This window comes from Streptomyces sp. NPDC028308, from assembly GCF_055565855.1.
In genome coordinates this window covers 407,136-421,344 of record NZ_JBVHTO010000006.1, presented here as the reverse complement: position 1 = coordinate 421,344, position 14,209 = coordinate 407,136, and the positions used below count along the sequence as shown (strand labels likewise).

Here is a 14,209-nt window from a genome sequence, read left to right as displayed (position 1 = left end):
GGCCGAATACTCCCCCTCAGCGCTTGTCAGGGGCACGTCTTGTTCGGAATCCGGACAGAACCCTGGCTGCGCCTCACGGGCCCCGACCCCACGCGGGCCCCCGACTTCCCTTCGGAGGAACGACACGTGAGGATCAAGCGCACCACCCCCCGTAGCGGCATATCGAGACGGACTCGGCTGATCGCCGTGAGCACCGGACTCGTGGCCGCCGCATCGTTCGCGGTCCCCAACGCGAGCGCGTCCGACGTGCACACCTTCAGCGCCACCCAGCTGAGCAAGGTGAACAAGTCGGTGCTCCAATCCGACATCGCGGGCACCGCCTGGGCTGTCGACCAGAAGACCAACCGCGTCGTCGTCACCGTCGACAGCACGGTGTCGAAGGCCGAGATCGCGCAGATCAAGCGGGACGCCGGCAGCAACGCCGACGCCCTCACCATCAAGCGCACCCCGGGCAAGTTCAACAAGCTGATCTCCGGCGGCGACGCCATCTATGCGAGTAGCTGGCGCTGCTCGCTGGGCTTCAACGTCCAGGACAACAGCGGGAACTACTACTTCCTGACCGCCGGTCACTGCACCGACGGCGCGGGCACCTGGTGGTCGAACTCCGGGCACACCACCACGCTCGGCTCGACCGCGGGCTCCAGCTTCCCGACGAACGACTACGGCATCGTCCGGTACTCCACCAGCTACACCGGCACCAAGTCCGGCGCGGTGGGCAGCCAGGACATCACCAGCGCCGCCACCCCGTCCGTCGGCACCACCGTCTACCGCCGCGGCTCCACGACCGGCACGCACAGCGGCCGGGTCACCGCGCTCAACGCGACGGTCAACTACGGCGGCGGCGACGTCGTCTACGGCATGATCCAGACCACGGTCTGCGCCGAGCCCGGCGACTCCGGCGGCCCGCTGTACGGCGGCACCACCGCCTACGGTCTGACCTCCGGCGGCAGCGGCAACTGCTCCTCCGGCGGTACGACCTTCTTCCAGCCGGTCACCGAGGCCCTGAGCGCCTACGGGGTCCACGTCTACTAGACCGGCCCACGTCACGGAGACCGGCGCGCCCCACCGCGACGGTCGCTCCCGCGGCCACAGGAGAGCCCCCGCACGCAACCGGCGTGCGGGGGCTCGCCCTTGCCCGGCGGCGGGGTTACCGTCGAGCTACATGCCTGATGCGCCCACACCGGACCCTGGGGGGCCGTGATGGTCGAGGAACTGGTGGCCGCGGGAGTGTCCGTCGCGTCCGTGGGAGCGGTCTACGTGATGGCGGCGGCCCGTGTCGTCAAGCAGTACGAACGCGGTGTGGTGCTGCGCCTCGGCCGGCTCAGGCCCGGGGTGCGCGGGCCCGGGTTCACGCTGATCGTTCCGTTCGTGGACCGGCTTCGCAAGGTGAACATGCAGATCGTCACGATGCCGGTGCCCGCGCAGGACGGCATCACCCGGGACAACGTCACGGTCCGGGTGGACGCCGTCATCTACTTCAAGGTCGTCGACGCCGCCGACGCGGTCGTCCAGGTCGAGGACTACCGCTTCGCGGTCTCCCAGATGGCCCAGACCTCCCTGCGCTCCATCATCGGCAAGAGCGACCTGGACGACCTGCTCTCCAACCGCGAAAAGCTCAACCAGGGACTGGAGTTGATGATCGACAGCCCCTCCATCGGCTGGGGCGTGCAGATCGACCGCGTCGAGATCAAGGACGTCTCCCTGCCCGAGACCATGAAACGCTCCATGGCCCGCCAGGCCGAGGCCGACCGCGAACGCCGCGCCCGCATCATCAACGCCGACGCCGAACTCCAGGCGTCCAAGAAACTCGCGGAGGCCGCCGGTGTCATGTCCGAGCAGCCCGCCGCCCTCCAACTGCGCCTCCTGCAGACCGTGGTGGCCGTCGCCGCCGAGAAGAACTCCACCCTCGTCCTGCCCTTCCCCGTCGAACTCCTGCGCTTCCTCGAACGCGCCCAGACGGGTGCGCAGCAGCCCGCGCAGCAGCCCGCGCCGGCCGTGCCGCAGCCGCCCGCGGAGGCCCGGGAGCCCGCGGAGCCGCCGGCGTCCGAGGTCGCTCCGCAACCGGTGCGGGAGCAACGTCCGCTCGTCGAGGCCCGCGAGAAGCCGGACGGTTCAGGGGCGATATCCGGACAGGACTAGTCCTCACAGGCTGCACAGGCGGTGCTCGCACGCAGTGTTTGCAGTGCGAATCCATGGGGCCGATCACGGCCGGTCAGGACGTAGAGGGCGCACGACCGTTGGCGTAGGCGCGTCCGGAAGTCGACCTTGTGTGCGCCCCGCCGACGTCGGAATAGTGGGCGCCGCACCGTTGGCATGAACGCGGCTTTTTACGGTGTGCCGGGTTCATGTCCGTACGCCTTCCGGTCCCGGAGGTCCCCACAACCTCCTCGACCGACCCCCCACAGGAGGACGTCAGTTGAAGCACCGACGCATATCCGGGCGGCGCGCCGCCGTGGCAGGTGCGGGCATCGCCGCACTGGTCACCGCGGGAGTCACCTTCCAGACTGCGAACGCGAGCGAGACCGCGAAGTCGTCCGAGCCGCGGACGCTCTCGGTCGCGGCGGCCGGAAAGCTCGCCTCGGTCCTCGGCAAGGACCTGGGCGCCGACGCGGCGGGAACGTATTACGACGCGAAGGGCGAGCACCTCGTCGTCAACGTGCTCGACGAGAGCGCGGCGAAGGCCGCGCGGGCGGCCGGCGCGAAGGCCAGAGTCGTCGAGAACTCCCTCGCCGAGCTGAAGGGCGCCCGTACGACGCTGAAGCAGGACGCGAGCATCCCCGGCACCTCGTGGGCCACCGACCCGGCCACCAACAAGGTCGTAGTCACCGCGGACCGCACGGTCTCCGCGGCCGAGTGGGCCAAGCTGTCCGAGGTCGTCGACGGACTCGGCGGAAAGGCCGAACTGCAGCGCACGAAGGGGGAGTTCAAACCCTTCATCGCCGGCGGCGACGCGATCACCGGAGGCGGCGGACGCTGCTCGCTCGGCTTCAACGTGGTCAAGGACGGCCGGCCGTACTTCATCACCGCCGGGCACTGCACGGAGTCGATCTCGACCTGGTCGGACTCCGCCGGCAACCAGATCGGCACCAACGAGCAGTCCGGCTTCCCGGACAACGACTTCGGTCTGGTGAAGTACACCGCGGACGTCGCCCACCCGAGCGAGGTGGACCTCTACAACGGCTCCGCGCAGGCCATCACCAAGGCGGGCGACGCCACCGTGGGCCAGAAGGTGACCCGCAGCGGCTCCACGACCCAGGTGCACGACGGCACGGTCACCGGCCTGGACGCCACCGTGAACTACGGCAACGGCGACATCGTCAACGGCCTCATCCAGACCGACGTCTGCGCCGAGCCCGGCGACAGCGGCGGCTCGCTCTTCTCGGGCGACACCGCGATCGGCCTCACCTCGGGCGGCAGCGGTGACTGCACCTCGGGCGGCGAGACCTTCTTCCAGCCGGTCACCGAGGCCCTCTCGGTGTTCGGCGCCCAGATCGGCTGACGGCTCGGCACCGTCCGTCCGGAGGTCCCGCCCCCACCGGTTGTGGGGGCGGGACCTCGGCGTTTCGCGTGTCCGGTCGTCGGCGCCCGTCCAGAGCCGCGCTCGCCGAAGGCCTAGACAGGTCGGGGAGAGGCTTCCCCCGGTGCGTGGTGCTTCCTGCGCAGGGCCGCGGCCAGCAGGGTCACCGCGCTGCCCACCACCGCCCAGGCCGAGAGCACCAGCAGGGAGACGGTCACGTCGTTGCCCTTGAAGTAGGCGATCGAGCGGGCCGCCCAGGTGCCGGCGCCGGGCGGCAGGGCCGGTCCGATCGCCTTCCAGAAGGGCGGCAGCATGGGCAGCGGGAAGGCCCCGCCCGCGCTCGGGTTGCCCGCGATCACGATCAGCAGGATGGCGAGCCCGATGCCGACGATCCCGAAGACGCCCTGGAGGGCGAGCGTGGCGGCGCCGACCGCGAAGGTGGTCAGGGCGCCCAGACCCCACAGGGCCCAGACACTGCCCGGCAGGGCGCCGAGGACCGGCCCGATGATGACCGCGCCGCCGAGCCCGCCGACGATCGCGATGAGGGCCATCACGACGAGCCGGATCGTCGCGCGGCGCGTGTTGGCCGGCCGCGCGCCCGAGCTGATCGCCAGGATCGACGCCGAGAGGTAGCCGCCGACGCACCAGCCGACGACCAGGTAGAAGGACGAGAGCCCGTCGAAGTCCTGGTCCGAGGCGGGCGCCAGATCGACGACCCTGAGGTCGCGCCGCTCGCCCCTCTCCAGGGAGGTGGTGAGCGCCCCCAGGGTGTTGGCGAGGGCGCTCCCGCCGCCGGAGGCGACCAGCAGGGTGTCGGTGGTGCCGGACGGGTCGACGACCAGGGCGCCGTCGATGTCGCGGTTCAGGATCTGTCGGCGGGCCTCGGCCGCGTCCTCGACCGTCCGGGGATCCAGCGGCTCGCCCGGAAGCTGCCGCAGCCGGTCGACGGCCTGCTCGGCCGCCCCCTGCGGTGCGACGACCCCGAAGGGCACGTCCTTGGGCTTCGGGTCGTGCAGCGCTCCCACGTAGGAGGCGATGAAGAGCAGCTGGAGGGCGATCACACCGATGACCAGGAGTGTGGCCCGCGGGGTGACCGCGTCCCTCACCTCGTCGAGAAAGGACGTACGCGGCGCGTCGGCTCCGGCTCTCTGCGTCATGCCCTCACGCTCCGGGGCGCACGGTGTTTGCGCAGGTGGGACGGGTCCGAACGGATGTAGCACGCTTGTTCGAAAATTGGTCTATGGTGGTGGTGAGGCAGTTGGGAACTAATGTTCGAGGGTCCGGCCAGGGGCTCACGGGTACGGGAGGTGCGTGTGCCGGGGTTCACGCATCTGCACACCGTCTCCGGGTTCTCCGTGCGGTACGGGGCCTCGCACCCGGAGCGGCTGGCCGAGCGTGCCGCCGAGCGGGGCATGGACACCCTCGCGCTCACCGACCGGGACACCGTCGCGGGCGTGGTCCGGTTCGCCAAGGCCTGCGCGAAGGCGGGCGTCCGTCCCCTGTTCGGCGCGGAGCTGGCGGTGGGGGAGCCCGAGCGCGGGGAGAAGCGGCGCACCCCGGTCCGCGGCGGTGCCTTCGTCGACGAGTCGGCGCCGCGCGTGACCTTCCTCGCCCGGGACGGGGCGGCCGGCTGGGCCGACCTCTGCAGAATCGTTACGGCATCACAGGCCGGCGAGGGCCCGGCCGTGCTGCCCCGGGCGGACAACCACGCCGAGGGCCTGACCGTCCTGCTCGGCCCCGCCTCGGACGTCGGCCGCGCCCTCGCCGCCGGGCGCCCCGACCGGGCCGCGGAACTGCTCGTGCCCTGGCGGGAGGGGTACGGCGACGCCCTGCGCCTGGAGGCCGTCTGGCACGGGCGCGAGGGCACCGGCCCCGGCTCCCTGCGGCTGGCCGCGCGCACCGTCGGCTTCGCCGCCGAGCAGGGTGTGCGGCCGGTGCTCAGCAACGCCGTCCGGTACGCCGACCCCGGCCTCGGCCCGGTCGCCGACGTCCTGGACTCCGCCCGCCGTCTCGTCCCCGTCGACCCCCGGCGCGGGCTGGACAGCGGCGAGGCCTGGCTCAAGGACCCGGGCGCCATGCTGGGCGCCGCCGAGCGGATCGTCGAGGCCGCCGGCTTCCGCCGTGAGACGGCGCACCGGCTGCTCGAACAGACGCAGGCCACCGCCGCCGAATGCCGCGTCGACCCCGAGGAAGACCTCGGCATCGGCGCCGTCCACTTCCCCGAGCCGCACCTCGTCGGCGCCGGCCGGCGCACCGCGCAGCGCGCCCTGGCCTCCCGGGCGGCGGCGGGCATGGTGCTGCGCGGCTACGCCGGACGCCGGGACTACTGGGAGCGGATGCACCGGGAGCTGGACATCATCGCCCACCACAACTTCGCCTCGTACTTCCTGACGGTCGCTCAGGTCGTGGACGACGTACGGGGGATGGGGATCCGGGTCGCCGCGCGTGGCTCCGGCGCCGGCTCGCTGGTCAACCACCTCCTCGGCATCGCGCACGCCGACCCCGTCGAGCACGGGCTGCTGATGGAGCGCTTCCTGTCCAAGCGCCGCCCGGTGCTGCCCGACATCGACATCGACGTGGAGTCCGCCCGCCGGATCGAGGTCTACCGCGCGATCATCGGCCGGTTCGGCACCGAGCGGGTGGCGACCGTCGCGATGCCCGAGACCTACCGGGTCCGGCACGCCATCCGCGACGTGGGCGCCGCCCTGTCCATGGACCCGGCCGACATCGACCGGATCGCCAAGTCCTTCCCGCACATCCGCGCCCGCGACGCCCGTGCCGCGCTGGACGAGCTGCCCGAACTGCGGCAGCTGGCGGGGGAGAAGGAGAAGTACGGGCGCCTGTGGGAACTGGTCGAGGCCCTCGACGCCCTGCCGCGCGGCGTCGCCATGCACCCGTGCGGGGTGCTCCTGTCCGACGCCTCCCTCCTCGCCCGTACACCGGTCGTGCCGACCAGCGGCGAGGGCCTGCCCATGTCGCAGTTCGACAAGGAGGACGTCGAGGACCTCGGGCTGCTCAAGCTCGATGTCCTCGGCGTGCGGATGCAGTCCGCGATGGCGCACGCCGTGGCCGAGGTGGAGCGGGCGACGGGGGACGCCGTGGACCTGGACGCCGTACCGCAGGGCGACCCGGCGACGTACCGGCTCGTGCAGTCCACCGAGACGCTGGGCTGCTTCCAGATCGAGTCGCCGGGCCAGCGGGACCTGGTCGGACGCCTCCAGCCCGCGACCTTCCACGATCTCGTCGTCGACATCTCGCTCTTCCGGCCGGGTCCGGTCGCCGCCGACATGGTGCGGCCGTTCATCGAGGCGCGGCACGGCCGGGCACCTGCCCGCTATCCCCACCCGGACCTGGAGGAACCGCTGAAGGGGACGTACGGGGTCGTCGTCTTCCACGAGCAGATCATCGACATCGTCGACATCATGACCGGCTGCGGGCGCGACGAGGCGGACCGGGTGCGGCGCGGGCTGTCCGACCCGGAGTCGCAGGGGCGGATCCGCTTCTGGTTCGCCCAGCACGCGGCGGCCAAGGGGTACGACGCCGAGACGATCGCACGCACCTGGGAGATCGTCGAGGCGTTCGGGTCGTACGGCTTCTGCAAGGCGCACGCCGTCGCCTTCGCCGTCCCGACGTACCAGTCGGCGTGGCTGAAGGCCCATCACCCGGCCGCCTTCTACGCGGGGCTGCTCACCCACGACCCCGGGATGTACCCGAAGCGGCTGCTGCTCGCGGATGCGCGGCGCAGAGGGGTGCCGATCCTGCCGCTGGACGTGAACCGCTCGGCGGTCGCCCACCGTATCGAACTGGTGTCTGAATACAGGGGTGTCAGGAACGTGTGGGGGGTACGCCTGGCCCTCTCCGACGTGCACGGCATCAGCGAGGCCGAGGCCGCACGGATCGCGGACGGGCAGCCGTATGCCTCACTGCTCGACTTCTGGGAGCGCGCCCGGCCGAGCCGGCCGCTCGCCCAGCGGCTGGCGCAGGTCGGCGCCCTCGACGCGTTCGGCGCCAACCGCCGTGATCTGCAACTGCACTTGACGGAACTCCACCGGGGCGCGCGCGGCGGACGCGGCGACCAGCTCCCGCTGGCCGGCGGCCGGCGCACGGCCTCGGCGGGCCTGCCGGACCTCGACGAGGCGGAGAAGCTCAGCGCCGAGCTGGGCATCCTCTCCATGGACACCTCCCGCAACCTGATGGACGACCACCGGCAGTTCCTCCAGGAGCTGGGCGTGGTCACGGCCCGCCGGCTGCGGCAGGCGCGCAACGGCGAGACGGTCCTGGTCGCGGGCGCCAAGGCGGCCACCCAGACCCCGCCGATCCGCTCCGGCAAGCGCGTCATCTTCTCCACGCTGGACGACGGCACGGGCCTGGTCGACCTCGCCTTCTTCGACGACTCCCACGACACCTGCGCGCACACCGTCTTCCACTCCTGGCTGCTGCTCGTGCGCGGAGTGGTCCAGCGCCGCGGCTCGCGCGGCTTCAGCGTGGTGGGGGCCGCCGCCTGGAACCTCGCGGACCTGCTGGAGGTGCGCCGCGAGGAGGGCCTGGAGGGGGTGGCCGCCCGGCTGGCCGAGGCGGACGGCGCCGCCCGCGACGGCTCCACCGGCCCTCCGTCGGACGGCGACGGTCCGTCCCGGGCCAGGGTCGCGGGTTCCGACGGGCAGCCCCGCCCGACCGGTTCCGCGGCCGAGGACCCGATGAGGAGCCGGAGCATCCGCCTGCCCACGGGGTTCCAGATGCACCCCTGGGCGGATCTGCGTCCCGCGGGCGAAGGGCCCGCGGGAGGAAAGAAGTTGTGGCACCAGAGTCCGGGGAGTGCGGGATGACCATCCTCTGCGTACGTTTCCAGCTGCCTCCGACGTGCGAGGCGGCCCTGCCCCGACTCCTCGTCATGCTCGAGGAGTTCACCCCCGTCGTCGAGGCCCTGCCGCCCGACGGCGCGCTGGTGGACCTGCGGGGCGCCGAACGGTACTTCGGCCGGGGCGTCGTGGAACTCGCCTCGGTGATACGGGTGCGGGCCCTCGCCCATCACGGGGTGGACTGCGTGATCGGGGCCGGCCCCGGACCGATGCTGGCCCGCATGGCCCTGCGGGAGGCCGCGCGCGGAAGCGTCCGTGTAATGCCCGGCGATCCCGCCTCCGTCGGGGAGTTCCTCGCGGACCAGCCGGTCGCCGCGCTGCCCGGCGTCGGCGCCGCGACCGCCCGCACCCTGGGCGAGTACGGCCTCGACACCGTCGGCAAGGTCGCCGCCGCGCCCCTGTCCACCCTGCAACGGCTCACCACCGCCCGCGCGGGCCGCGAACTGCACGAGAAGGCCTCCGGGATCGACCGCGGCCGGGTCGTGCCGAACGCGGCCTCACGTTCCCTGGCCACCGAACGCCCCTTCTCACGCGACGAGTTGGACCCCGACCTGCATCGCAGGGCCCTGCTGTCCGCCACCGAGGAACTGGGCACCCGGCTGCGCTCCCTGGAGCAGGTGTGCCGCACGCTGACGCTCACCGTGCGCTACGCCGACCGCTCCGCGACGGTCCGCAGCCGCACGCTGGAGGAGCCGACCGCCCATACCTCGGCCCTCACCTCGGCGGCGTACCGCATGTACGAGGCGCTCGGGCTGCAACGCGCCCGCGTCCGTGCGATGGCCCTGCGCGCCGAGGGGCTGACCCCCGCCGAACTGGCCTCCCACCAGCTCACGTTCGACCCCGTGGACGAGAAGGTCCGCCGGGTCGAGGAGGCGGCGGACCGGGCGCGGGCCAGATTCGGGGCGCATGTGATCGTGCCGGGGACACTGGCGGCGTGACCGTCCGAGGCGCGGTGGGGGAGTCCGGTGGCTTGGCCGCCGTGGCCCGGAGCCCGCGCCCTTGTCCGCGGTGGCCCCGGCGTACCCGTTTCCGTTTTCCGTTTGCCGCGGGCTCAGTTGGCCCACGGGGGAGCGATCCGGGTGCCGTCGGCCAGCTCCGCCTCCAGGCCGATGGAGGTGGTGACCCACGCGGTCGCCGGCTGCCCGGTGGGGTTCTCGACGCCGAACACCGCACCCGGGCTGATGATCAGGACGTCGCCCTCCGTGATCCGCTCGGTGCGGCCGTCGAGCGTGACCAGCAGTTCGCCGGAGAGCAGGTGGAAGATTTCCTCGCGGCTCACGCTGTGCGGCGGGGCTTCGGTGCCTGCGGGGATCTCGCCCCGCCAGGCGCACAGCTCCGTGCTCCCGCTGCGGGGAGAGGCGTAGGAGACGAAACGGGCGCCGTGCATCTCGTGGACGACGGCTTCGGACGAACGGACGACGGGCATGGGGAACCTCCACCGGAATATGGTCAAGTTGCTTGACCATATAGTCAGGCAGCTTGACCATCTCGTCAAGGGTGTTTCAATGCTCCTGTGCAGAACTCCGAGGCCATGGCCCTGTCGGCCGCCCTGCTCGCCGTCGCCGGCGAGCTGACGCAACGCATCCATGCCGGGGTCGTCGCCCGCGGCTTCGAGGGGCTGCGGCCCGCCCACGGCTTCGCGTTCGCCCGGCTCTCCCCGGACGGGGCGACGGCCGGCGACCTCGCCGTCCATCTCGGGATCACCAAGCAGGCCGCGAGCCAGCTCGTCGACGAACTGGTCCGCAAGGGCTACGTCGAACGCCTGCCGCATCCCGGGGACGCGCGCGCCCGGCTGCTGGTCCTGACCGAGCGCGGCCGGGCCTGCACGCGGGCCGCGGAGGAGGCGGCGGCGGAGGCCGTACGGCCCTGGGCGGACCTGCTCGGCGAACGCGAAGTCGACGTCCTGCGGGAGCAGTTGACGCGTATCGCGCCGCGGGGTCCCATCCGTCCCACCTGGTGACGCCGTACCGGCAGCCCCGGTTACCAGTGCAAGTTTTTACTGACGCGTAACTTCACACTTGCGCTACTCGTTCGTAACTTGACGAGTGAACAGCATCCTCGTGATCCGGATCACAGGGCGTACTCCGTCGCAACTCCCTTGAGCCGCAAGGAGATCACACGATGCTGCCCTGGAAGCGTGCACTCAGACCCCTGGCCGCCGTGCTGCTGGCCGCCGCCGTCACCGCCGTCCCCGCCGCCACCGCCCAGGCCGACACCGCCCCCAGTCGGGGCTGGAACAACTACTCCTGCAAGCCCTCCGCGTCCCACCCGCGCCCCGTCGTCCTCGTTCACGGCACCCTCGGCAACTCCGTCGACAACTGGCTGGCCCTCGCGCCCTATCTGGTGAACCGGGGCTACTGCGTCTACTCCCTCGACTACGGCCAGCTCCCGGGCGTCCCGCTCTTCCACGGACTCGGGCCCATCGACAAGTCCGCCGGACAGCTCCAGGTCTTCGTCGACAAGGTGCTCGCCGCGACCGGCGCCGCCGAGACCGACCTCGTCGGCCACTCGCAGGGCGGGATGATGCCCCGCTACTACCTCAAGTTCCTCGGCGGTGCCGCCAAGGTGAACGCCCTCGTCGGCATCGCGCCCGACAACCACGGCACCACCCTGAACGGACTGACCAAACTGCTGCCGTACTTCCCGGGCGCCGAGGACCTGCTGTCCGCGAGCACGCCGGGACTCGCCGACCAAGTGGCCGGATCCGCCTTCCTCACCAAGCTGAACGCCGGCGGCGACACCGTCCCCGGCGTCCGCTACACCGTCATCGCCACCAAGTACGACGAGGTGGTCACCCCGTACGGCTCGCAGTTCCTCAGCGGCACGGGCGTGCGCAACGTGCTGGTGCAGAGCCTGTGCGCCGCGGACTTCTCCGGGCACGTGGCGATCGGTCTCCTGGACCGGGTCGCCTATCACGAGGTGGCGAACGCACTCGATCCGGCACACGCCACCACCACCACCTGCGCGTCCGTGTTCGACTGACCCGCGGGCGGGGTCCGTCCGGCCTGAGCCGCCGGACGGACCCCGGCCCGCCGTCTCCGGGCGACCCGCCGTCAGCGGCCGTGGCGAGCGCCGCCGGCCGCCCGGCGCCGGACCGAGGCGAACAGCGCCGCGGCGCCGACGGCCAGGGCCGACGCCCCGCCGATCGCGACGTACGCGGTGCCGGCGTCGCCACCGGTCTCGGCGAGGTTCTCCGAAGCGCCGTTCGCGGCAGGGGTGTTGGCCGTGTCCGCGACGGGCTCGGCGTCGTCCGCGCCCGCGGCCGCGGTGGGCTCCGCCGACGTACTGGCGTCGTCGTCGCCGTGTCCGTCGTGCTCGACGGTCGACTTGTCGGCACCGTCCTCGATCTGCTCCTCGGAAGGCGAGGAGGCGCTCGGGGCGGGAGCGGAGCCGCCGCTGCCGGCGGAGCCGTCGCCCTCGCCGCCGCTTCCCCCGCTGCCGCTGCCGCTGCCGCTACCGGTGCCACCGCCACCGCCACCGCCGAAGGCGACGTCCGAGCAGGAGTAGAAGGCCTCCGGGCTGTCCGAACGCTGCCAGACCGCGTACAGCACCTGCTTGCCGGAGCGCTGCGGAAGCGACCCGGAGAACGTGTAGAAGCCGTTCTCCGCCGCCGGGTCGGTCTTCGTCGCCACCGGGTGCGCCAGGTCCAGGTCGTCCCAGGCCAGCGGCTTCGACGGGTCGTAACCGGCCTTCGTGATGTAGACCTTGAACGTCCCCTTGTGCGGGGCGGTCACCCGGTATCGGAACGTGTACGAGCCGCTGCTCACGCTCGTCGCCGGCCAGTCGGCCCGGACCAGGTCCAGGCCCTTGAACTCCTCGTTGCCCGCGCTGCACAGCTCGCCGTCCGCGATCAGCTCCCGGTGCCGGCCGTTCGCGTCGCCGATCCGGATGCCGTTCCAGTCGTACAGGGCCTGCGTGCCGCCCGCCGCTACCGCCGCCTTGCACGCGGCCGACCTCGGGCTCTCCGGACCCTCCGCGTAGCACTGCGACACCCGGCTCACCGGATCGCCCATCGTGCCGTGCGCGACGGCCGGCGCCGTGCCCAGCGCGGTCAGGGCGAGCGGGACGGCACCGACGGCGGCGAACACGGCGGCCTTGCGGCGAGCGGGCATGGAGCACTCCTCGAAACGGTTCCTGAACGCTGGGGCGATCAGCAAGCTAGCCCGAGGAATCGACGAAATCGCCTGCTGGGAGCGGGGGACGGCGATCTTTATGGTGCGGTTAAGGGAGTGCTCAGGCTGCGCTCAGGTAGGTACCGTTTCCGGTATGACCGATGACGTGAACGGTGCCGGGGCGTGGGGGATCCGTCGGGCCGGGGACGCGGACGTGGGGGCCGTCGAGGCCGTGACCGACGCCGCGTACCGGCCGTACATCGAGCGCATCGGCGTCGTGCCCGTGCCCATGCGGGCGGATCACGCGGCACAGGTGGCGGCCGGGCGGGTCTTCGTCACCGGGGAGCCCGTCACGGGACTCGTCGTGGTCGAGGCACGCGCGGACCATCTCTTCCTCGACAGCATCGCCGTCCACCCCGACGCCCATGGGAGGGGCGTGGGGGGACGGCTGCTCGCCTTCGTCGACGCACACGCGCGTGCGCTCGGGCTGTCCGAGGTCAGGCTCTACACCAACGCCATGATGTGGGAGAACCAGAAGATCTATCCGAAGTTCGGCTACGAGGTGGTGGAGCGCCGTGTCGACGGTCCCTATGACCGCGTCCACTACCGAAAGCGGCTGCTCTGACGCTCTGCGGAGTCGGTGGGGCGGTCGAGGCTGGGTGGCTGGAGGATCGGACGGGAGCGTCGGCGCGGCTCAGCCGTCCGGCCACCAAGTGCGATGGATGTCCTTGCGGACCTCCGGGCGCTCTCGCGGGCGCTCGTCGGCCTCGTCCCGCACACGACGGGAGTCCGACCTCTTCAGGGGCTTCTGCACGGTCACGCGGCGCATGGCTGCCTCCTTGTGCCTACCGGGTTCCGTGATTCCACGGAGGTAGACCCTTCTGGGGAGCGTTCCTCATCGGTCGGGATCTGTCAGTGGCGGTGGTCACGATCCGACGGTCCGTCGGACTGTCAGTGGTGGGTGTCACCCTGGCCACATGACCAGTAACAGCGACAGCCAAACGTCAGGCGTCGATTGGGAAGCGGAGTCCTCCACCTTCGACGACGAGCCGGATCACGGTTTGCGCGATCCCCTGGTGCGCGAATCCTGGGCCGCCCGGCTGCGGGGGTGGCTGCCGGAGCGGGCCTCGGACGTCCTCGATCTGGGCTGTGGCACGGGCAGCCTGTCACTGCTGGCGTCCGAGCAGGGGCACCGGGTCACCGGCGTCGACCTCTCTCCGTCCATGGTCTCCCATGCCCGCGCGAAACTCGCGGGACGTGACGCGGTGTTCCTGGTCGGTGACGCCGCGTACCCGCCGGTCGGTGAAGAGCGGTTCGACGTCGTCCTAGTACGCCACGTGCTGTGGACCCTGTCCGAGCCCGGCCGGGTGCTGCGTCACTGGCGTGGCCTGCTGCGTCCCGGCGGCCGACTCGTGCTGGTCGAGGGCGTGTGGGGCACGGTCAGCCCCGTCGGGATACCCGTCGACCGGCTGACCGCCCTGCTCGCTTCGCTCGCCGAGGACATCCGCGTCGAGCGGCTGTCCGAGGACGCACGGCTGTGGGGCCGCGAGGTCGACGACGAGCGGTACGCGGTGGTGGCGGTGCCCCTCTAGCCCCAAGGCGCGCCCAGAGGGATTTTCCAGCGGACTTCGAGCGGACTTCGAGGGGGCTTCGAGTGGGTGTCGAGTGATTCTCGGGTGGTTCCTCCGGTGGTTCTGCCGGGATGCGTCGAGCGACGCCCG

The 14,209-nt window shown here is 71.8% G+C and carries 13 protein-coding genes; 9 read left to right on the top strand and 4 right to left on the bottom strand.

The window, feature by feature from the left end; genetic code table 11:
* The first annotated feature begins 126 nt into the window (after positions 1–126).
* From ACZ4VA_RS16395 to ACZ4VA_RS16385, 3 genes are all read left to right on the top strand, one after another.
* Positions 127–1,032 (top strand): S1 family peptidase, encoded by a 906-nt coding sequence (locus tag ACZ4VA_RS16395; RefSeq protein WP_356173392.1) that lies wholly within the window; start codon positions 127–129, stop codon positions 1,030–1,032.
* A 168-nt stretch (positions 1,033–1,200) separates the two neighbouring features.
* On the top strand, positions 1,201–2,139 hold the full coding sequence (locus ACZ4VA_RS16390) for a slipin family protein (RefSeq protein ID WP_388906472.1): 939 nt from the start codon (positions 1,201–1,203) through the stop codon (positions 2,137–2,139).
* A gap of 277 nt (positions 2,140–2,416) precedes the next feature.
* Complete coding sequence (locus tag ACZ4VA_RS16385; protein ID WP_355791672.1) at positions 2,417–3,499, top strand: S1 family peptidase; 1,083 nt, start codon at positions 2,417–2,419, stop codon at positions 3,497–3,499.
* A 113-nt stretch (positions 3,500–3,612) separates the two neighbouring features.
* Here the strand turns inward: ACZ4VA_RS16385 and ACZ4VA_RS16380 are convergent, their stop codons facing one another.
* Positions 3,613–4,674 (bottom strand): ABC-2 transporter permease, encoded by a 1,062-nt coding sequence (locus ACZ4VA_RS16380; protein WP_468081763.1) that lies wholly within the window; start codon positions 4,672–4,674, stop codon positions 3,613–3,615.
* A 156-nt stretch (positions 4,675–4,830) separates the two neighbouring features.
* On the opposite strand from ACZ4VA_RS16380, the gene ACZ4VA_RS16375 reads away from it, so the two are divergent.
* Both ACZ4VA_RS16375 and ACZ4VA_RS16370 read left to right on the top strand, forming a co-directional pair.
* Entirely contained in the window at positions 4,831–8,343 is a 3,513-nt protein-coding gene (locus ACZ4VA_RS16375; protein WP_356174343.1) for a DNA polymerase III subunit alpha, read from the top strand.
* Entirely contained in the window at positions 8,340–9,314 is a 975-nt protein-coding gene (locus ACZ4VA_RS16370) for a DNA polymerase Y family protein (RefSeq protein WP_468081761.1), read from the top strand. The genes ACZ4VA_RS16375 and ACZ4VA_RS16370 overlap by 4 nt, the downstream gene beginning before the upstream one ends.
* Positions 9,315–9,427: 113 nt before the next feature.
* Here the strand turns inward: ACZ4VA_RS16370 and ACZ4VA_RS16365 are convergent, their stop codons facing one another.
* Positions 9,428–9,802 carry a cupin domain-containing protein gene (locus ACZ4VA_RS16365; protein ID WP_355792276.1) on the bottom strand — a complete coding sequence of 125 codons (375 nt, stop codon included), beginning with the start codon at positions 9,800–9,802 and terminating at the stop codon, positions 9,428–9,430.
* Between the two features lie 87 nt (positions 9,803–9,889).
* On the opposite strand from ACZ4VA_RS16365, the gene ACZ4VA_RS16360 reads away from it, so the two are divergent.
* Positions 9,890–10,336, top strand: a complete 447-nt coding sequence (locus tag ACZ4VA_RS16360; protein WP_355792279.1) for a MarR family winged helix-turn-helix transcriptional regulator — start codon at positions 9,890–9,892, stop codon at positions 10,334–10,336.
* A 161-nt stretch (positions 10,337–10,497) separates the two neighbouring features.
* Positions 10,498–11,358: an esterase/lipase family protein gene (locus ACZ4VA_RS16355; RefSeq protein WP_468081758.1), complete on the top strand. Its 861-nt coding sequence runs from the start codon at positions 10,498–10,500 to the stop codon at positions 11,356–11,358.
* 71 nt (positions 11,359–11,429) lie between these two features.
* On the opposite strand, the gene ACZ4VA_RS16350 is transcribed toward ACZ4VA_RS16355, so the two are convergent.
* Positions 11,430–12,488, bottom strand: coding sequence for a lytic polysaccharide monooxygenase auxiliary activity family 9 protein (locus tag ACZ4VA_RS16350; protein ID WP_356243382.1), 1,059 nt, complete (start codon positions 12,486–12,488; stop codon positions 11,430–11,432).
* Positions 12,489–12,642: 154 nt separating this feature from the next.
* Between ACZ4VA_RS16350 and ACZ4VA_RS16345 the strand changes: the two genes are divergently transcribed.
* Positions 12,643–13,113 (top strand): GNAT family N-acetyltransferase, encoded by a 471-nt coding sequence (locus ACZ4VA_RS16345; RefSeq protein WP_355780994.1) that lies wholly within the window; start codon positions 12,643–12,645, stop codon positions 13,111–13,113.
* Between the two features lie 69 nt (positions 13,114–13,182).
* Here the strand turns inward: ACZ4VA_RS16345 and ACZ4VA_RS16340 are convergent, their stop codons facing one another.
* Complete coding sequence (locus tag ACZ4VA_RS16340; RefSeq protein ID WP_355780997.1) at positions 13,183–13,317, bottom strand: hypothetical protein; 135 nt, start codon at positions 13,315–13,317, stop codon at positions 13,183–13,185.
* A 148-nt stretch (positions 13,318–13,465) separates the two neighbouring features.
* Between ACZ4VA_RS16340 and ACZ4VA_RS16335 the strand changes: the two genes are divergently transcribed.
* A complete protein-coding gene (locus ACZ4VA_RS16335; RefSeq protein ID WP_355781000.1) occupies positions 13,466–14,080 on the top strand; it encodes a class I SAM-dependent methyltransferase in 615 nt (204 codons plus the stop codon).
* Positions 14,081–14,209: the final 129 nt, after the last annotated feature.